2 protein-coding genes are annotated in these 23,897 nt (G+C 41.3%); both read left to right on the top strand.

The genetic code is table 11. The features are described from left to right. Positions 1 to 152: 152 nt before the first annotated feature. Positions 153 to 800 carry a helix-turn-helix transcriptional regulator gene (locus tag OC457_RS16745; RefSeq protein ID WP_080174564.1) on the top strand — a complete coding sequence of 216 codons (648 nt, stop codon included), beginning with the start codon at positions 153 to 155 and terminating at the stop codon, positions 798 to 800. Between the two features lie 245 nt (positions 801 to 1,045). Continuing rightward, entirely contained in the window at positions 1,046 to 23,845 is a 22,800-nt protein-coding gene (locus OC457_RS16740) for a GEVED domain-containing protein (protein WP_144379590.1), read from the top strand. The last annotated feature ends 52 nt before the right edge of the window (positions 23,846 to 23,897 follow it).

Below are 23,897 nucleotides of genomic sequence, written 5' to 3'. Positions count from 1 at the left end.
TGGTCGGGATTTTTTTATTGTAGTTATCATAATATTAATATACCAAATGAAAAATACAGATATAGTAATCATTGATATTATGTAAGCTTAAATCTTGATAAGATAATAAAGCTACTTATAAAGTGGTTTTATGCTTAGAAAAGGTAGAAAAAATGCATGAATTGACAGAAAGTGATTATGATATTCTTCACGCGATGGAAAATATTGTTGATGGTATCGCAGCAATGTGGGGTGAACATACTGAAGTCTTATTGCATTGTTTAGATTCTCGTCATCCGTCAATCATTAAAATTGCTAATGGGTATATTACTGGACGTGAAGTTGGTGCGCCGATCACTAATATTGCCTTAGTTAAATTAAATGAAGGTAACGATGTATCAGAGGCTTATATTACTAAAGCGCCTGATGGTAAAATGTTACGCTCGTTAACAACGGTGATTCGTAATAAGCAACAGCAAGCTATTGGTTTACTTTGTATCAATTTTAATTTAGACGCGCCATTTCAATCGATGATTCATAGTTTAATGCCAACAATTGGTACTTATTGTGATCATGGTGTTACTGCAGAAACGTTTGCTCGTAATAATGATGAAATGATGCATAGCTCCATTGAAAATGTTCGAGAGCAGGTTACCAGTGATACTTCTATTCCGCCTTCAAAGAAAAGCCGAGAAATTGTGACGCGTTTACATGATTTGGGTATTTTTGATTTAAAAGATAGTGCTCAAATTGCAGCTAAAGGATTAGATATTTCTATTCATACTATTTATCGCTATTTGCGAGAAATACGTGCAAATTAAATATGTAATTAAACAATGACATTATTTCATCGGATAGTGTCATTGTTTCTTATTATAAAGAATCGATAACGTTTTTATTTAAAAAAAACATATTTTTTTATATTTTTCATGATGTTTCTTTAATTGATACTCTGCTTATTTTAGACCTTCCGCTACTCATTAATCCCCATCAATAAACGTACTTAAATAACAGGCGTGGTTTTTGCATTCTTTTTCGTTCCCTGATTAACTACGTTGGTTGAGTTATGGAAAAGATGAAAATTATCCGTAGAGTATTAATGCTTGTTTGTTTTTGTGGTGGGTTGTTATTTAACAGCGCTATTGCTCAAGCTCAACAGTGTTCTCAAAGCTATGCCTCACCGACAACGTCAGGCGGACAATATTATTTTGATGGTGATGGCGGTAATGGCTGGGGAACTCGAAATATCGGGGTTTATAATACTAATTTAACCGGCGGTACTGGCTCTGGTGGTCGAATAATTATTAGTGCCAATTGGGGGTGGAACAACGGTAATCAGTGGACGGGGCGCGGGGACTACACTGAATCTATTACCATTCGATTAAAAGTTAATGGCACAACGGTAGCTCAATTAGTTACGCCAAATGACAGTCAAAATACGGCCAATTTATCTGCTCAGGGCGGCGCTTCAATGCAGAGTGGTGGTGGTAATGTTGGCGTAACAAGTTTTGGTCAATATCCTCATGGTTCGCAAATATTATTACCTTCTTGGATGACATCAATTACCAGTATTCAGATAGAAGGAACCCAAACACCAGCCTCTGGTGGTTCATCAAGCGGAGCGGGTGATGATGGTGGTGTAAGAGTAAATACTTCAGGTTATGCGTGTAACTTTGAAGCAACAGATGCACCAAGTAGTTATGGTGTTGCTCGTCATAATGTCGATCTAACTGGTCTCAATTTGCGTTTTGGGACGAATGTTAGTTTTGAAACTGCAAATCGCAATAGTGCATTAGCAAATTCCGATTCTTTTGATGATGGTATAACAGGTTTTCCTCAATCTGAAATTGATGTCGGCACAGGGGCCGTTTCAGTTTCTGCTAGTGTTTACAACAATACCGGCTCGCCGCGTACCTTTGTTGGTTGGGTTGATTGGGATCAAGATAATACCTTTCAAGCTGATGAGGGGGTTGCGATAACGGTTCCTGCTGCGGGCTCTTCTAATGCTGATTGTACTAATATATCAGGGGCGAACTTTACATGTAATGTAGATTATATTGTTGATGCTGCAGATCGAAGTAATACCGGATATTTCTTTTCTCGGTTTAGAATCTCAAATGCAGCGTTAACGACGGCAACAATTTCAACTACGGTTGATAGTGGTGAAGTGGAAGATTACCGTTTTTGTATTGGTTGTTTTGATATTAGCGGTACGGTTTATTTAGATGAAAATGGTGATAGTGATATTTCCTCTGACAGCGTAACGCCCAATGAGGTAATCGTTAGACTTTATCGTGATGATGATAATGATGGCGTTCCTAGTGCGGGGGATACTTATCTCCAGCAAGTAACCACATCAAGTGGTGCTTATTCTTTTACTGAACTACCGATTGATACGTATTTTGTTGCAACTGCGCCACCGACGAACAGTACTGCTATTTCAGAACAAACTTATGCGGCCAGTAATACCTATACCAATGCTTTTTGTGACAGTAATGGTGATGCAACCTCAGGCGATACACCATTAACGGCATCTGGTGCGTGTTATGGTGGTATTGATGGCGATCGCGCTGATGTCACCACCAACTCAACTACGCGCGAACACATATCAAAAGTTGATTTATCATTTACATCAACAAATCAGACCAATGTTGATTTTGGTTTCTCGTATAACGTCGTTACTAATACTAATACCTCTGCGCAAGGTTCTTTAAATCAATTTATTATTAATGCCAATAGAATTGTTGGTGCTAATGAAATGCGTTTTGTACCTACCGTTCCTGTCAATGATACAGATCCCTCTGGCGATTGGTGGGTTGTTTCTCCAACGACCTCTTTAACGACAATAACTGGAACAAATGGTGCGAATACTATTATAGATGGTACGGCGTACAGTAATACTGACGGCACAACGGTCATCGATTCAAACGCTGGTAATTATTCAGAAGCACAAACCGTCGGTAGCTCTGATGGATGTAGTGTTGAAACCATTCCTGCATTAGCAAAACCTGAACTTCAAATTGATATGCCAACGAATGCTAGTGCTTATGCCGCAGAGTTATTAATTATTAATGCGGATAATACCACGGTACGTAATGTCTCTCTTACTGGCGGTTCTTTAGGTATTAATATTTATTCAGCGGGAATTACTGATACGGTAATTGAACAAAACCTAATTGGTATTGATCCTGCTGGTAATGATGCGGTTATTGGACAAGAAACCTGTGGTACATCATTAGGGTGTGCTGGTATTGCGATTGCAAATGCAGGTAATGGTTCACTCAATGGTGACAGTGGTATTATTCGTAACAACGCAGTAAAAACAGCACATAATAATATCACCTTAAATAATTTAAATAGCCAAACCAATGTTGTTAATTGGCAAGTAATACAAAACCAATTATTGGGTTCTACTTCTACCACAGCAACACCGTATCACAATGTTTATATTCGTTACGGTGTGCCTGCTTATCTTAATATTGCTGGTAATATAATGCGTGATGCAACCAGCGATGCCATTTATCAACGTAATACATCAAATGTAGATTTATTCCAAACCATCACCAGTAATGATATTCAAAATGCAGACGATAATGGGGTTCATTTCCAAAGTGGTCAACTATCTGTCATTGAATGTAATATTATTCATAATAATGGTGACTCAGGTGTTGCTATTGATGGCAATACCAATATTGAAGGTTATTTAATTACTAAAAATAGTTTTGAAGGTAATACTGATAATGCTATTGACCTTCATAATGTCGCAACGGGTGAAGGCGTTTCATTAAATACTGATTTATGTAATAACGATACTGGAACGGGGGCTAATAATAATTTAGCTCGCCCACAAATTACTTATGCTTTTTTAGAAGGTGCAAATTTACGTGTTATTGGTGATATGTGTGCCACGGGTGAATTTACTTTTGAAGTATATAAAGCCAGTGTTGGTACGGGTGAATTAGGTAGTGATGGGTTAAATGCTGGTGAAGGATTAACGTATTTAGGTAATATTACGGGTCAATCAGGCTCAACGTTTGATAGTTCATTTGCAGTTGCCGGTATTAACGTTGGTGATGAAATTACCGTAATAGCACAACGAACTACGACGGGGGGTTTAGGTGAGTTGCAGGATACGTCTGAATTTAGTGCCAATATTATTGTTGATGTTGATAACAAAGACTGGGGTGATGCACCTGATACATCGATGTCAACCGCAATGGGTGATTACCAAACATTAAGAGCTAATGATGGTGCCAACCATATTGTTATTGATGGTGATACTGATAATAATCCAGATCTGTTTTTAGGGGTGTTATTAGATACTGATATTGATGGACAACCTACTAGTATCGCCGATGGTGATAATTTAGTTGATCTTGCTGATGAAGATGGCGTAGCGGCAAACGGTATTTATGTACTCAATCGTGACCGCGATATTGAGGTCACAATTGGTAAGGATCCTGATTATGCTGGAACATCTTTTCATCTTTATGGCTGGATTGACTGGAACCGAGACGGTGATTGGGATGATGCAAACGAACAGGTAATTAGCAATACAACGGCACCAGTGGGTATGACAACTTACACCATAACGACTCCTGTGAATGCTATTTTAGGCGACACCTATGCACGCTTCCGGTTGTGTTCATCTGGTGATTGTAATACGCCTAATGGCTCAAGTATTGACGGTGAGGTCGAAGATTATGGCGAAGTTATCATCAGTATTGATTTTGGTGATGCACCAGATACAGGTGTTGGAATTGGTACTGGTAATTATCGAACCACGTTAGCTGATGATGGTCCTCGTCACTCTATTGATGATGATTTATTTTTAGGTGCAAACGCAACCGATACTGAAGTTGATGGCTTACAAAATACCACCGCATCAGGTGATAATGCTGACGGTATTGATGATGAAGACAGTTTATTAATTCAACCGTTAACCAGTGGTGCAACGGCTTATAATACTCAAACAACAGTGACCAATACTTCAGGTGCTGATGCTTACTTATATGCATGGTTAGATGTGAACCGTGATGGTGAATTTGATCGTGATGAGTTTATTTCAAATGGTGCGGGACCTGGTGGTGCAATAATTGTTGCAAATGGTGCAAGTGCAACCACTATGCCGTTGTCTTGGGGGACAATTACACCACCAACGAATAATACTACGGTCTATTTACGTACCCGTTTATCACCAGTAGCCTTGACCGACGCAGTAGCAGGCGCGGTTGAAGATCCACGTTCTTATGGTTATGTTGATGGCGGTGAAGTTGAAGATTATGCACTGCAAGTTGCCGATCAAGATTTTGGTGATTTACCCGATAGCTTTGATACGCTAGGGCTTAGCGGTGGGCCTTATCATGGCTTGAGTAATATTAGTAATATTTATATCGGTAGCACAACGATTGATAGTGATGGCGATGGTCAACCAACGCCAAATGCAGATGGTGATGATGTTACTGGCAGTGATGATGAAGATGCCTTTAGTACTCCAACTCCTATTTTACCATTAACCGCTAATAGTTATTCTGTTCAAGTACCTGTTCATAATAACACTGGTGTTGATGCTTATCTCTATGGCTGGTTGGATTGGAATCAAAATAACCAGTTTGAAGCGGCAGAATATGTCGTAGTAACGGTACCAACAGGTACAACGGTGTCATCTCCTATTACCTTAACGTTTACAGGTATTACAGGGCAAAGTGACGGTAATGCAGCACTACGTTTACGTTATACCACTGCTGGATTAGCTAATACGGGTTGGGGTGGTGCTGCACCTGATGGCGAAGTTGAAGATCATTATGTGCTTGTTGGTAGCTACGACTTTGGTGATGCGCCAGATACTAGTATTGGTGTTTCAGTTAATAATCAACGTACATTATTGAGTGATAATGGTCCTCGTCATGGTGTCAATAGTCAACTATTCTTTGGTGCTTCAATTGATGCTGAGCAAGATGCCAATAATCCTGCTAGTGGTGCTGATGGTGATGATCTTGATACTAATGGTGATGATGAAGATGGCGCACTGTTAATTCCGCTTCATTCAAGTGCAACGTCATATGATTTACCCGTTACGGTTACTAATAACACCGGCAGTGATGCTTATATTTATGCATGGATTGATTTTGACCGTACTAGTGGTTTTGATCGTGATGAGTTTGCAGGTGGTGCGGCGGGAGTACCAATCACTGTTCCAACAGGTACCAATAATGGTAACGTCACTATTTCATGGAATAGTTTCCCAGGCATTGTTGTTAATAGTGATGTCTATATTCGTTTACGTTTAACCTCTGATATATTAACTGATTCAGCGACAGGCACTGCTGAAGATCCGCGTTCATTTGGTATTGCTACTGATGGTGAAGTTGAAGATTACTACTTACGAATAGATATTTATGATGGTGGTGATGCGCCAGATAGTTACGACACCTTATATACCAGTAATGGTCCATCACATACTCAAAGTAATACAAACCTTTATATTCGTGATGCGACTCATGATAATAGTCATGATACCGATGGGCAGCCTACACCTAATGGTGATGGTGATGATAACGACGGTACTGATGATGAAAATGTAGATTCTTTAATGCGTATTCCATTATTAGGCGTATTAGATACTACCTATACCTTGGGTGTGCCACTTTATAATTGGACCGGTGCTGATGCTCATCTTTATGCGTGGATTGATTTTAACCAAGATGGTGATTTTGCTGACGTTGGTGAATTTACCTCATTAGAAAATATTAGTCAGGGTACCAATACATCAAATCAAACAACGCCGACAACCGAGCTTAATTGGACCGGTATTTCAGGATTAACTCAAGGCAGCACATTTGTTCGCCTTCGTTTAACCAGTGATATTTTAACAGCCAATGATTGGGGAGGTATCGCTGTAAATGGTGAAGTAGAAGATCATCAGATATTTATTGGTGATTTTGATTTTGGTGATGCGCCAGACACTGCAAATGGAGTAAGTGCGAATAATTATCGTACTAACTTTAATGATCAAGGTGCTTACCATGGCTTAGATACAAATGTTTATTTAGGTGCTGCTGCGCCAGATACTGAAAATAATGCCAATACACCTGCTGTATTGGCATTAGGTGATGATCAAGATGCTAATGGTGATGATGAAGATGGTGTCTTTATCTTGCCTCTGCACAATTCAACGACAACTTATACACTTCCAGTGACAGCAACGAATAATAGTGGTGCTGATGCTTATATTTATGCATGGATTGATTTCGACCGTAATGGACGATTTGATCGTGATGAATTTATAGGTGGTGCTGCGGGCTCTCCGATTACTATCTCAACGGGTACAACGACGAGTTCATTTGATGCAATATGGGATAGTTTCCCTGGTATTGCGGTGAATACTGATGTCTATGCACGATTCCGTATTACCACTGACTTATTATCTGATTCTGCAACGGGAACAATAGAAGATCCTCGCTCTTATGGTGGTGTTACCGATGGTGAAGTTGAAGATTATTATATTCGTGTTGATACCTATGATGGTGGTGATGCGCCAGATACATATGACACCTTATATCTAAGTGATGGACCTGCGCATTATCATGTGAATGCCAATCTTTACATTCGCAGTGCAACCCATGATGATGCCCATGATACCGATGGTTTACCAACTGTTGGTGCTGATGGTGATGATAATGATGGTGTTGATGATGAAGATGTTGATTCATTAACAAAGATCCCACTACTTGGAGTTTCAGATACAACCTATACATTAGGGGTTCCGCTTTATAATGGAACCGGCGTGAATGCTAATCTTTATGCATGGATTGATTTTAACCAAGATGGTGATTTTGCGGATGCTGGTGAATTTACGGCATTAGAAAATATTGTTAATGGTACTAATACCTTAAATCAGGCTACACCAACGACACAATTATCTTGGAGCGGTATTGGTGGCTTAGCACAGGGCAGCACTTATGTCCGTATTCGTTTAACTAATGATGCATTGACCGCCAATGATTGGGGTGGCTTCGCCCTTAATGGTGAAGTAGAAGATCATCAAATATTTATTGGTAATTATGATTTTGGTGATGCACCCGATACCACTAATGGCGTTGCGGCAAATAATTATCGAACCACGTTAAATGACGGTGGTCCATATCATGGCTTGAATAATAATTTGTATTTAGGTGCAGCTGCACCAGATACAGAAAATGATGCCAATACACCCGCCATATTGGCACTGGGTGATGATGAAGATGCAAATGGTGATGATGAAGATGGTGTCTTTATTATGCCATTACATAATTCTGTGATTAATTATGGTGTTCGCTCGGTTGTTACTAATAATACTGGTAGTGATGCCTATATTTATGCATGGATAGATTTTGATCGTAATGGTCGTTTCGATCGAGATGAATTTGCTGGTGGTGCAGCGGGCGCGCCGATAGTTGTTAATTCTGGTGTGTCTAATTTTGTCGCCAATATTAATTGGAATAGCTTCCCTGGTATTGCTAATAATACTGATGTTTATGTTCGTGTACGTTTAACCAGTGAATTATTAAGTGATGCAGTTACAGGAACAACGGAAGATCCACGTTCATTTGGTGGTGCAGTTGATGGTGAAGTTGAAGACTATTATTTACGCGTAGATACCTATGATGGTGGTGATTTACCTGAAAGCTACCAAACATCATACAGTAACGGTGGACCTGCTCATTATCATACCAATGCGAATTTATATATTCGAGATGCAACCCATGATAATAATCATGATGAAGATGGACAACCAACGACTGCTGCAAATGGTGATGATAACGATGGCACTGATGATGAAAATGCGGACAGTTTAGTTCCACTTCCTATTTTAACATTGACGGATACCAGTTATACCGTAGGGGTTCCGCTTTATAACGCAACAGGGGCTGACGCAAATCTTTATGCTTGGTTAGATTTAAATCAAGATGGTGATTTTGATGATGCTGGCGAGTTTGCTTTACTTGAAGGGCTTGTTAATGGAACTAATACTTCAGCACAAACAGCCCCAACGACTCAGTTAACATGGGCTGGTATCAGTGGGCAAACAACAGGTAATATGGCGTTACGCCTTCGTTTAACATCTGATATTTTAACCGCCACTGATTGGGGTGGAATTGCCAAAAATGGTGAAGTTGAGGATCATTATGTTTATGTAGGTGATCCTGATTTTGGTGATGCGCCAGATACCTCTTCAGCAACAGCTGCAAATAACTATCAAACACTCTATAACTATTTTGGTCCTTACCACTTATTCGTTAATGGTTTATATATTGGTAATACGGCGCCTGATATTGATGATGGAACATTACAAGATATAACTGCAACTGCCGATGATCTTGATGCAACCGATGATGAAGGACCAATTACATTACCGCCATTATTTAATGGTATGGATTCATACAAGATTACCGTACCAGTTACAAATACGACGGGTAATATTGCCACCTTGGCTGTGTGGATTGATTTCAATCGAAATGGTCAATTTGATGATAGTGAAGGACAAATTGCAGTTGTGCCAACGGGGTCAAGTAATACGCCAGTAGAGCTTGAGTGGGCGACGATTCCTGCCGTTACCAATAACACAACCTCATTTGTGCGTTTACGATTAACTAACCGTTTAGTTGGGCAAATTAGTGATATTTCATCATTAGGCGGTGAAGCGGGTGGTGAAGTTGAAGATCATAGTATTTTCTTTGGCCTACAAGATTTAGGTGATGCGCCTGCAAGTTATTTAGTTGATCCACTGCTTGGTGGCCCACACCATATTATTACCAATAACACTAACTTGTATTTAGGTACTTCAACCATTGATGGTGATGAAATTGTATTAGCGTCTGTTGATGCTCTTGGTGATGATAATAATGGTAGTGATGATGAAAATGGTACCAGCCAACCATTAACTTCAATTCCGATTAACGGTTCAAGCCATAGCTTAGAGCTCACAGTACGTAATACAACAGGTAATGATGCCTATCTGGCGGGTTGGATTGACAGTAACCGTAATGGTATTTTTGATGAAATTGAAGGTCGAGTTGATATTATTCCTACGGCTCAGAATGGTGTTTATACCTATTCTTTCGATTCAAATCAGATGCAAAACCTTTCTGTTGGTAATACCTTTATTCGTTTCCGTTTAACGACCGATCCATTAACAGCAACTGATACTGGTGGTCGTGCATCTGATGGTGAAGTCGAAGACTTTATGATTCAAATCGGTGGTCAAGATTTAGGTGATTTACCCGATACTTCTTCAGCAACGGCGGCAAATAATTATCAAACGAATCTAACCTTTGGTGGGCCTTATCATAATGTTGCCGCTGAGCCTAATTTATACCTAGGCACGGTAGCTCCTGATGTTGATGGCGCAACCCCTCAGAGTACAGATGCGACAGGTGATAATATCACGGGGATTGATGATGAAAATGCCTTAGCAGATATTGCGTTACCTGATTTAGATGCTGGTGATAATTACGACACCAATATTACGGTGACAAATAGTTCAACTTCTATCGCATATTTATATGCATGGATTGATTGGGATCGTGATGGTAATTTTGAAAGTGATGAAATAGCTCAAGCATCTATTAATAGCAGTGGTTCAACGCAAGCGGTGAGTAATGGCGTGATAACCATTCCAGCCAGTACGGGTACAGAGACTTATACCGTTACCTTTACTACAGATACTGCATTAGTGGATGCAAGAACTTATGGGGTACGATTACGATTAACAACAGAGTTACTCTCTGATGGTGATGCAACAGCAACCGTTGATGAGCGTTCGTTAGGCGCCGCTCAAGACGGTGAAGTTGAAGATTTCTTTGTCACGGCTGAAAATACTGATCTAGGTGACTTACCTGATTCATACTTAACTTTACCTGTTAGTGGTGGCCCCGCGCATTACTATGTGAGTAACCTGTATCTAGGTGCTAATAATATTGATGATGACGATCAAGCATACCCAGATGCAGCGGCATTAGGTGATGATAATACGGGTGTTGATGATGAGACTGGATTGGTTGAGCCATTAACTACCGTTGCTACCAGTATTACTAGCTACAGTGTTGATCTTGCGGTTTACAATTACTCTGGCTCTAATGCAACGTTAGTGGCTTGGTTAGATACAGATCAAGATGGTAGCTTCAGTGCCGATGAAGTTGTTGATGATTTAAATGTCGTTGCAACCGGAACACCGTTTAGTAACTCAACCTTTGCGTCTGATAATTTACCAACCAGCAGTAATAACTTAACCAATAAAGTAACGCTGACGTGGAATGGTATTTCAGGTTTAACGCAAGGTTCAATGGGACTGCGTATTCGGGTTGCTAATACCAGTTTAACCGCCAACGATTGGGGTGGTATTGCTCAAGGCGGTGAAGTTGAAGATTACGTTGTTTATGTTGGGCAGTTTGACTTTGGTGATGCCATTGATAGTGCGGCTAACATAGGTGTTAATAACTACCGTACCACTTTGAGTGATAACGGTGCTTATCATGGTATCGATAATACGATATTGATGGGTGCTTTACTCGATAGTGAAAATGACGCTAACGATCCAACCACGGCCTTTGCTCAAGGCGATAATATTACGGGCAGTAATGATGAAGATGGCGCGTTTATTCCACCATTAAACAACACCAATACGACCTACAACATTCCTGTGACGGTAACCAATAATAGTGGCAGTAAAGGGTATCTGTATGCTTGGATTGATTTTGATCGCAATGGTCGATTTGATCGTGATGAATTCTTTGGTGGAAATACAGCAGCGCCGCGAGAAATTAATACTGGTAATACTAATACCACAACCAATCTAGGCTGGAATTCATTCCCTGGTATCGCGACAGGTACTGATGTTTATATTCGTATTCGTTTTACTACCGATTTATTAGCTGATACAAAAAATGGCACCATAGTTGAAGATCCACGTTCTTATGGTGGCGCGGGTGATGGTGAAGTTGAAGATTATTATGTTCGAGTAGAAACCTATGACGGTGGTGATGCCCCTGATTCTTATGACACCTTGTATACCAGTGGTGGACCTTACCATCGTCATAATACCGCTAACCTATATATCAGAAGTAATAATCATGATAACGGACATGATCAAGATGGTCAGCCATCTAATGGTGCGGTAGGGGATGATACTGACGGTATTGATGATGAAAATGCCGATGATCTTACGCCATTCCCAATTTTAGCTACTACTGATACCTCTTATACCGTTGGTGTTCCTCTCTATAATGCGACAGGCAGTGATGCTCATTTATATGGTTGGATTGATTTTAACCAAGATGGTGACTTTGCTGATGCTGGCGAGTTTACTGAATTAACCTCGATTGTAAATGCAACCAATACCAGTACCAGTGCAACGCCAACAACCCAATTAACGTGGACTGGAATAAGTGGATTAACCGCAGGCAGTACTTATATGCGCCTACGTCTAACGAACTCTGTTCTAACCGCTAATGATTGGGGTGGCGAAGCCATTAATGGCGAAGTGGAAGATCACCAAATATATATCGGGGCGCTAGATTTCGGTGATGCTGAAGATGGATCTGTCGGAACTGCAGCAGGATCAGGTGATTATCGTTCTCGTTTAGCTGATGATGGTCCATATCATGTTATTGATGCTGATATATATATTGGTAATAGTGTCCCTGATAGCGAAGCAGATGCGAATCCAAGTAGCGGACCAATTAAAGCTGATGGAGATGATACAACTGGAAGTGATGATGAAGATGGCGTGACATTACGTGCGTTAGATAATTCGCCTGTCCCTAGCAGTTATACTGCTGCGGTTAATGTGACTAATAATACCGGACAAGATGCGACATTGTATGGCTGGATTGATTGGGATCGTAATGGTCAATTTGGCTCTGATGAAGTGGCTGAAGTTGTTGTACCAACAGGAACCAGTGGCTCTATTGATATTACATGGAACAGTTTCACTGGTCTTACTTCTGGCTTTACATTAACCCGCTTCCGTTTAACCACTAATGAGTTAGTTAATCTCAATACGGGTACATTAGAAGATACTCGTTCGCTATTTGGTGCCAGTGATGGTGAGGTGGAAGATCATTTAATCTATATCGGTGATCAAGATATGGGTGATGCGCCTGACACGTATCAAACCTTAAGTGCCAGTGATGGTCCATTCCACGGACGTAGTAATAGTGCTTCGGTTTATTTAGGTACTGCAACGATTGATGCAGAAACCGATGGTCAACCAAGCAGTGATGCATCAGGGGATGATAACAATGGCAGTGATGATGAGAATGGTTTATCGCAACCATTAGCGAATATCGCTATTGCGGCTACCTCTTATAGTGTGCCAGTTACCTTACGGAACTCTGAACTTGCCAGTAATCCGGCAACGTTAGTCGCATGGCTTGATACTAATCAAGATGGTGAGTTTAGTGCTGCTGAAGTTGTTTCAACCGTTAATTATGATACGACAGGTGATGCGCCATTTAGCACTGATAATATTCCATACTTTAATGGCGTTAAAACCGCAGTATTAACATGGAATGGCATTTCAGGCTTAACAAATGGCTCGATGGCATTACGTATTCGAATTAGCTATCTGACAGATCTCACCGCGAATGATTGGGCAGGCCAAGCATTAGATGGTGAAGTTGAAGATTACATGGTCTTTGTGGGTGAGTTTGATTACGGTGATGCGCCTGATGAGGCTGCAAATGTCGGAGCGAATAATTATCGAACAACCCAATCAGATAGTGGTCCATTCCATGGTGTTGATAGCAATCTGTTTATGGGTACAGTGCCAGATGCAGATAATGATGCTCAAACACCAACCATAGCACTTCAAGCATCAGGCGATGATATTGCAGCTAGTGATGATGAAGATGGCTTAATTTTACCACCATTAACAACAACCCAAGGTAGCTATAGCGCAAATGCTATGGTGACCAATAATACTGGCAGTGATGCTTATATTTATGCTTGGATTGATTTCGATGGTAATGGTCGTTTTGATCGTGATGAATTTGTTGATAATGGCACAGGTACTGGTGGTGCAATTGTTACCTCAACAGGCTTAACAAATAGTTCTGTAGAGTTGGATTGGACGGCAACAACAGGATTAGCCGCTGGTCAAAACCGCTATATGCGTGTGCGTATTACCTCTGAATTATTAGCCGATAGTGCAACAGGCGTTAATGAAGATCCTCGCTCTTATGGTGGCGTATCAAATGGTGAAATAGAAGATCACTATTTATTAAGTGATAGCGTTCGATATGATGGTGGTGATGCCCCTGATTCATACCTTGTTCGTTTTGCTGACGGTGGACCAATTCATCCGATTAGTACTACGCTACGTTTAGGTACATCAGCTACTGATGGTGAAGATGCTGATGGAAGTAGTGATGCGTTACTTGATGATATTACAGCAACTGCTGATGAAGATGGTATTGCATTACCAACATTAGTTTTAGGCGCAACCAGTTATACATTGGATGCAAATGTACTGAATAATACAGGTGCAAATGCGGATCTTATTGTATGGATTGATTGGAATCAAAATGGCGTATTTGATGCTGCTGAAGGGCAAGTTATTAGTGCTACTTCAACAGGTATAAATACTGCTTATAACCCAAGTTGGAATAGTCTAACGCCTGTGACGGCGGGCTATTATTTTGGACGAGCACGTTTAGCGCCAAATAGTGATGGTTTAACCGCGACTGATGCTGGTGGCATCGCGACATCGGGTGAGGTTGAAGACTTTAGAATCTCAGTGTTAACAGCTCAAGATTGGGGTGATGCACCTGATGCTTATCATACTTTAGCAACAAATAATGGTGCCAATCATGCACCTTCAGCAAACCTTTATATAGGTACGACAGCGGCTGATGCCGATGTTGATGGTCAACCAAGTGTGGCAGCTGATGGTGATGATAATAATGCTACGGCTGATGAAACTGTCCCTACTTTCCCTGTGCTTTCTCCGTCAATGACAACATGGTCATTTGATACCACAGTAACAAATAACACTGGCGGTGCTGCAACATTGCATGCATGGGTTGATCATGACTTGGATGGTGAATTCCAACTTGATGAGTATACCAGCGTTGCGGTTGCTGATGGCGTAACGGATCTTCCAATTAGTGTCGCTTGGACTAATTTATCAAATGCTGAAGGTGGTAATGTTGGTGATAGTTATGTTCGTTTACGTTTAACAACCGATACCTTAGTTGATGATGGTGCTACTACGATTGATGAACGATCACAAGGTGCGGCGACCGATGGTGAGATAGAAGATCATTACCATAAAGTCACCTTCCACATGTTAATTCAGCAAGATTCAGGTGCGATTGAATATACGCTACCAAATACGGCAAATAATACTGTCGCTCTTATGGAAAATAATTATGGGGTTGGTTATGTAACTTACGATCTTCTTGTGCCAGCAGATAATATTACCACTGATTTCACCTTGCGTGATTATCAATTCATTCTTTACCAATCAGATTTAGCAGGCGGAACTAGCCCTGATACAACCGCTGAAATTGATGCGTTACTTGATTACCGAAATCAAGGTGGTGTACTGCTGTCTCTTGTTGAAGGTGATACGTTCGCTGATGCAACCACCACGCGTATTAATGCATACATGGGACAACAAGTAGGGTTCCCTGGTACAAGTGCTACGGGTTTTGCAGGGTATGCAGGACCAACAACACTACCTCGTTTCCACCCATCTGATGGTCCTGGCGCATTATCAACCCAAGCAACAGTAGCAACCACGGGTACGCTATCAACCATTACAGGTATTGATCATCGTAGTGTGATTTATACGCTACCAACGGTAACGGGTTCTTGTAATAACGTTGATGCGATGGCGTGGTTGATTCCATACGATCCAACCACAACCGGTGGTTATGGATATCCTCGAACGCATACAGGTCCATGGGTTGGTTCTGGTGAGCGTCAGTTCTATTTCACGCCAAATTATTATTCAAGTAATCTTACACCTTACCAAGATTTAATGAATTTCGTGTATGACTACTACGAAGATCAAAGTGCATTCTTAGCGCGTAATAATTGGTTAGCTGATGATGCCAATGTGAATGGAAATTGTTCAAATGTAGAGCTTGACTTTGATGATTTACCAGATTCAGGGGCCGGTACTGCGACAGGTGATTATGTAACAGCATTCCAATTTGATGGTCCTCGTCATCAACTTGGTGCCAATATCTTTATAGGTACGGCACCTGACGGTGAAACTGATGCGTATGCAACGGTTGCAGCCAATGGTGATACTGATGATGGTGTCGAGATATTACCGTTATCGAGTACCGCTACTCAATATTCAGTGCGTGTTACTACCACCAATACTACGGGTACTGATGGTAATGTATATGCGTGGGCTGATTGGAATAAAGATGGTGATCTAGAAGCGTCTGAAATGCAGACTATTGCTGTTGCTGATGGCGAAATTGATACTGTAAAAGTGCTGACATGGCCAATTACCACCGCGATCACTAACGGTGATACTGTTTATGTTCGCGTGAGAATTTGTAATACCACTACCGACTGTAGTACCGCGATTGGTGAAGCGACCAATGGTGAAGTTGAAGGGTATGCGATTTCTGTGTCAGACAATGTTGATTTTGGTGATGCCCCTGATACGTATTTAACCTTAGCGGGAAGCGGTGGTCCATTCCATTATGGTGATACATCGTTATTCCTTGGCGATCAAGCCAGTGATGGTGAGCCTGATGGTATACCAACACTTACCGCAGATGGTGATGATACTAATGCTTCTCCTGATGATGAAGATGGCGTTAATGTCATTTCACCGATTAACGTTAATGCGAGTGACTATAGCCTTACCGTTGAAGCGTCAAATACTTCAGGATCAGTTGCTTACCTCGCGGTTTGGATTGACTTTGACCAAAGTGGCACCTTTGAGGTTGGCGAAGGGCAAATTCAAATCGTACCTGATGCTTCTTCAGAAGTGCAATATGTATTTAATTGGACAGGGTTAACAGGATTAACGGCAGGAGTTACCTATTCACGTATTCGTATTACTAATGATATGTTAACAACATCGTCTATCGGTGGAATCGCCACTAATGGTGAAGTTGAAGATCATCTTATTGTCATGGGTACATTTGATTTAGGTGATGCGCCAGATACCTATGGAACCGATCGTACTAATGCCAGTGGTGAGGGTATCGGCCCAATGCATATTCCTAGTGCAACCATTTTCCTTGGTACAAATGCAACGGATGCTGAAGCTAACGGCTTTGTAGATGGTATCGATGATAATGGTCTTGCTCAAGATGATGATTTAGCGGGTGTTAATGACGAAGATGGTGTGACTATTCCGGCTGTCATGTCGGCAGAGCCAGGTAGTACAGAAACCCTCACAGTACGAGTACATACTGATGTTGATGCCACTGTTTATGCATGGTTAGACTTTGATCGTGATGGTGCGTTTGATGTGACGACTGAAGCGGCAACGCCCGTGAGTATTAATGCGACGAATGATGATACTGACGTTATATTGAGCTTTACGACACCTGATGATGTACTTGATGGCGGTAGTTATGTGCGTGTTCGTGTTTGTTCAACTGCAACAGTATGTTCAACGCCTCATGGTGTCGCTAACGATGGTGAAATTGAAGATCATCGTATCATTCTTGATGTTGCTTATGATTATGGTGATGCCCCTGAAACCCTAGGATACAACACCTTATTTACCAGTAACGGTGCGCGTCATCGTCTTGGTAATACGACGTTAAGCTTGGGTTCTATTGTTGGTGACGGTGATAGTGACGGCTTCGGCGATGGTATTGATGATAATGGTAATGCAACCGATGATGATACGCTAAATATTGATGATGAAGATGGTATATCGACGGTTGGTTTCTTATCTCAAGGTGCTACGAGCTTTACTCAAGATGTGATCTGTAACGATCATAACGGCACGGTTGATATTGGTGCAAATGTCTATGCGTGGGTTGATTTCAATGCTGATGGTGATTTTGCTGACAGTGGCGAATTTGCTCAAGCCGCGTGTAATGATGCTGATGCAGCGACAGACGGTAGTGCGTCATTAAGTTTCCCTTCAATAAATACCACAACTGTTGCAACTGAAACCTATATGCGTCTGCGTATCACATCAGAAACATTAACCGTAAATGATTACAACGGTACGGCGATTAATGGTGAAGTTGAAGATCACCAAATTCCAATCTTGAAAGGGCCTATTCAACCAATAACGCCAGCTGTTGTAGTCGCGCAATGTTTAAATTCAGGCAATATTGAAGGCGTTTCAGGTACTCCTGTTGATATTACGGGTGTGGTTAATACTTATTACCCCGCAACGGCAAATGCATTAACGGGCACGAATAGTATTACGCTTGGTACGGCAACGGGTAATACAACAGAAACCTTAAATCCGGGTGATCGAGTAATGATTATTCAGATGCAAAATGCCTCAATTGATACCACTAATACCGATAGTTATGGTAATGGCGTTGCCGGTGGGTATGGCAGTGGTTGGGTTGATTACGGCACAACGGGTCAATATGAATTTGCGACAGTGGCTAGCTTCACTGATCCTACGTTGTTATTAAGTGAAAATCTGATAAATAGTTTTACAGCAGATGGAAGTGGTTCTTTCCAAGTTGTTCGTATTCCAATGTATGAAGACGCACGTTTAACTGGCGCTGTTACGGCTGCTGACTGGAATGGTTCTAGTGGTGGTATTGTGTCGCTTTATGTCAATGGTACTCTAGATCTTAATGGCAATATTATTGATGTAAATGGTAAAGGTTTCCGCGGTGGTACGCTAAATACAGGAAATGGTATTGCAACTGGGCTTAATTATGTGATGTCAGCAACCAATATCGATGGTGGTAAAGGTGAGGGTATTGCCGGAACGCCAGTTAGCCTTGGTGGCTTAGGTTACACCAATGGGGATTATGGTATTGGTGCGCCAGCAAATGCTGGTGGTGGTGGTAATTATAATTCTGGTGGTGGTGGCGGTGGTAATGTTGGCCCTGGTGGTAGAGGCGGTAACTATGCAAGTTCAACCAGTTTTTATCCGGGAGAACCAGGAACAGGTATTGGGCTGGCTGATCCTACTCGCTTAACCCTTGGTGGCGGTGGTGGTGCAGGTCAAGAAAATAATGGTGTCGGTCGAGATGGTGCTGATGGTGGTGGTATTGTGTATATCAGTGCTAATACAGTAACAGGAACGGGTACGATTAATGCCAATGGTAATACCTCCCCAAATGCTGGTGGTGATAGCCCTGGTGGTGGTGGTGCGGGTGGTTCAGTATTGCTATACAATACTGATGGTGCATCTCTATCAACACTTACTGTTAATGCTGTCGGTGGTAATGGCGCCAGTTCATCTGGTGGCCATGGACGTTCTGCTGGTGGTGGTGGTGGTGCTGCTATATTTAATAGTTCAGGTGCTACTGCCAATGTTAGTGCCGGTACTGCAACGTGTTCTGGACAGTTATTGTGTGGCGATGATGGTGGTGATGGTCAAGTGATCAATACTGCGACATTACCAACCGCGCCTGCCGTATGTAGTTTTGAATTGTCTGGTTTTGTGTTTGATGACAGCAGTACTGCACCGTCAGTTAATGGTATTAAAGATGTAGGTGAAGCTGGTCTTGGTATAGCCGTTCCGGTGATTGCTTATAACACTACAACCAGTGAGTGTTTTGTCGCAACGGCAGATGCAACAACGGGTGCTTATTCAATGACCATTCCTGGTGGCAACTATGAAGTTTATGAAGCAGCGCTTGAAACTGATTTAGTTAACCCAACCTGTCCACCAACCATTGGAACACTAGATCCAAATGCTGGTGGTTATGCTGGTGCGACAATTGGTGATCCAATCAATGTCCATTCTAGCTCACCTAATATTCAATCAGTTGCGTTAACAGCGGATGTGAGTGATGTTAACTTTGCTGATTTTACCATTGTGACGTTCCCAACTTGTAGTAGTGATGGTTATCTGTTGCGTAATAGCCCAACTGATATTACTAGTATTAATTTAGCTATGGGTACAGTAACACCGTTATATGATGATGTTCTGCCAACAGGCACAGGTGTCTTTGGTGGTACGGGGTATAACTTTATTACTAACACCTTGATTGGTGATAATACTCAAGATACTGATACTGTTTTAATGGTTGATGGCGCAGGCTCTGCTTTTGTATTACCAATATCGGGTAGCACCATGGTACTTGCAAATATTAATAGTGGTGATATTGATGATAATGGTGTGCTGTTACTCATAAATAGTACTGGTACTAGTATGTATCGTATTGATGTTAATCCAAATAGCAGCACTTACTTACAGCAAATCGGTGAGGTTACAGTATCGGCTCCTGTGATGGCTGATATGGCGATTAATCCTATCGATAATATGCTTTATACCTTAACGCCTTCGGGAAATTTAGTGAAGTTTGATCCCATTACAGGAACTCGAACGAATCTAGGTTCTGTTGGTACTAATGGTATAACTACTGTTGGATGGGGTGCGGTTTACTTTGATGATCAAGGCTTTTTCTACGCTTCTCAAAATCCAAATCCTGGCCGTATTGTTCGAATTGATATTTCAGACCCAAGCCTTCCCTCAGGTAGTTACAATGCAGTCAACTTCACTCAGATGAATGCGGCAACCAGCCAAAATGATGGTGCGCGTTGTCGTTTTGCACCATTACCGTTAGATTTTGGAGATGCACCTGAAACTTCAGGTTATCCGACAACATTGGCTAATAATGGCCCTCGTCATTTAACTGAAGAAACAGGGTTATATATTGGTACTGTTGCGGCGGATAATGAAAATGATGGTCAACCTGATGCTGATTATGCAGGTGATGATAATAACGGTACTGCTCCTGATGATGAAGATGTATTAAGTGCTCTTATTACAGCAGATGTATCAAGTCCTACCGTGACGCAAACAGTACCAGTGGTCAATACAACAGGCAGTGATGCGTATTTATCAGGCTGGATTGATTTTGATAATAGCGGCTCATTTGATGATGATGAAAGTGCATGGATTATGATTCCAAGTGGAACAACATCAGCAACATTGACATGGAATAATGTGGGTACTTCTGGGGCAAATATTAGTAACAGTGTGGTGGGTTATCGTTTACGTATTAGTTCTGATTTTAATACGACAACAAATACACCATTAGACGCTGATGGTAATACCTTCCCTGATCCAATAGGGCCGGCACCTGATGGTGAGATTGAAGATTATCGTGTGCTTGTTTCAAATCTCAATGGAGATAATACGTGTGACATTATTGTTGAAACCAAAGGCGATAATACCAGTGGTTATGATTTTGCGGAATTTGATCCAACCACCAATCCTGCCCAATTAAATAATATTGTGAGTCCTATTGTTATTAATGGTTATCCAAATGCTGAAAATATTAATGCTATTGGTTTTAATCGCCTAAATGGTTTGTTTTACGGTACTTTTATTGATGGAAGCTCTACTAATGACGATGTAATTTTATTTGTAACGGATCGTGATGGCACAGAGTTTGTTTCTCTTGGCACGATTAGAGCGGATGGTTCTCAAACATTAACTCATTCCGTTAATGGTTCTGCGACCTTTAACAATAATCAAATTTTCTCTCGTTTAGGTAGCGGTACTAGCCTCGGATTCCCTGTTCGAGGTGATGTATCTCCTGATGGTCAGTATCTCTATATCATGAATGGTAATTGGGATTCATTAGTTCGAATTGATTTAAATACCCAGACCTTTACTACTATTGCGTTGTCTTCAACACCGACTATGGGGGGCGATTTCTCCTTCAGCTCGAATGACGGTATGTTATATGGTGTTGACCTACCAGGTGGTAACTATATTCAAATCAATCCAACAACAGGAGCGGTGACAATAAATCCTGTGAACTTCAACGGGTTACTTCCTGTGACGAATACCGGTAGTGCTGGGGCGGGGGGAACCATTATGGATGATGGGATTATGCTTTACGCCTTTGCTAATGGTGGTGATCACGATACCGATGGTGATAATGCTCATGATTTGATTGATAAGACGGCGGTTTATCAACTGAATGTGATTACCGGTGAGTTGATGTTTGTAACCGAAGGTATTGATATCTCAGTTCAAGGTAATGATGCTGCTGGTTGTTATTACGCTCGTGATTATGGTGATGCATCTGTCTCTTACGGTGATGCTTTCCACAATTATTCTGATACGGGTAATGATGGAGATCCAGCCCTAGATGGTGACCAAGACCTTACGTTAGGTACTAATTGGGACAGTGAGTTTGTTAGCCAGTTCTCCGCTGATGCAACAGGCGATGATCTTCAAGCTTCTGACGATGAAGATGGCGTAACTCTTCCTGCTAGTATCACGGTCGCAACATCAACATCTGTCACCGTATCAGTGCCACAAGCTGCGGGTTTCTTAAATGTATTTATTGATCTCAATGGCGATGGTGATTTTGCTGATAGTGGCGAGATGATTATTGAAGACCAATTGATTACAGCAGCCACAACGAATCTTGATTTCAATTTAGATGCAGGACTGACCGCAGGTTATAACGGTGATACCTTTGTTCGTTTCCGTTTATGTAGCACCGCTGCAACGTGTAATTCACCAACAGGTGAAGCCGCTGATGGTGAAGTAGAAGATTACCAATTTGAGTTAATTAATCAGATTGTACTAAGTGGCTTTGTCTTTGAAGATAATGGAGTGGGAGGTGCAACAGCAGCCCATGATGGCGTCTTTGATGGCAGTGAAGAAGGTATTGGTAATGTGGTGGTTCGAGCTATCTATAATGGAACGGGTGCAGGTGGGTATGCTACTGGTGATGTAGTTGCGACAACAGTGACATCAGGTGATGGTGGTTATCTATTAGTTGTCCCTGTATCACTTGCCAATGAAAATCTTGTACTTGAGGTGGTGAAACAAGCAGATTGGATCGATATTAGTGAGGCGAATGTGTCAGCGCTTACTCAAGTCACCAATACCAGTGTTATTGATAGTCAGATGTTAATTAATGCTGCCGCAGGAGATTACTTAACAGGCTTAAACTTCGGTAAAGTGAAAGAGCCGCGGATGGAACCTGATAACTTCACTGAAACTGAGCCGGGTAAAGGAGTGCTCTTTAGCCATAAATTTACAGCTGAAACCGCAGGTAGCGTTAGCTTTACCATTATAAATATCTCTACGGAGCCAGCAAATGATGGTTGGAGCGCAATACTGTATCAAGATAATGATTGTAATGGTTCAATTGATGGCGCTGATAGTCAGATAATTAACCCTGTCGCTGTAAGTGGTGATAGTAGTGTTTGTTTAATCAGTAAAGTATTTGTTCCTGCTGATGCACCATTAAATGCACTTTATCATTATGATATTCAAGCGGATATGACGTTTGAGGATAGTATTGCAACCGGGCATGGAATTACTCGTCAAGTGATAGATACTGATACAGTTCGTGCTACTTTCTCAGGTGCTGGTGAGTTGAAACTTAATAAAACAGTGGAAAATATTACTCAAGCGACAGGCGTAAGTACCAGTAATGACGGTAAACCGGGTGATATTTTAGAATATTCTATTGAGTTTACCAATGTGGGTAGTGGTCCAATAACAGAAGTCACAATATTTGATACTACGCCTGCTTATACGGATTTAAATCTAGCGATTGATTGTACATCTGGTGTTCTACCTGTTGGTTTAACTTGTAATGCATTAACACCAAATGGTGCAAATGCTGCGGGTTATGAAGGTGAGGTACGCTGGGAAATGACCGGTTCACTCAATCCAAGTGAAAGCGGTACCGTGGTATATCAAGTGGAGATTAAATAAAAAGAGTAAAATGGTAAGTAATTCTTAGCATTGATAATCTTTTTATTTTACA

This window comes from Photobacterium toruni, from assembly GCF_024529955.1.
GTDB classification, from domain to species: Bacteria; Pseudomonadota; Gammaproteobacteria; order Enterobacterales; family Vibrionaceae; genus Photobacterium; species Photobacterium toruni.
Note: the sequence above shows the minus strand (reverse complement) of the source record. Positions and strands in the feature narration are given on the sequence as shown.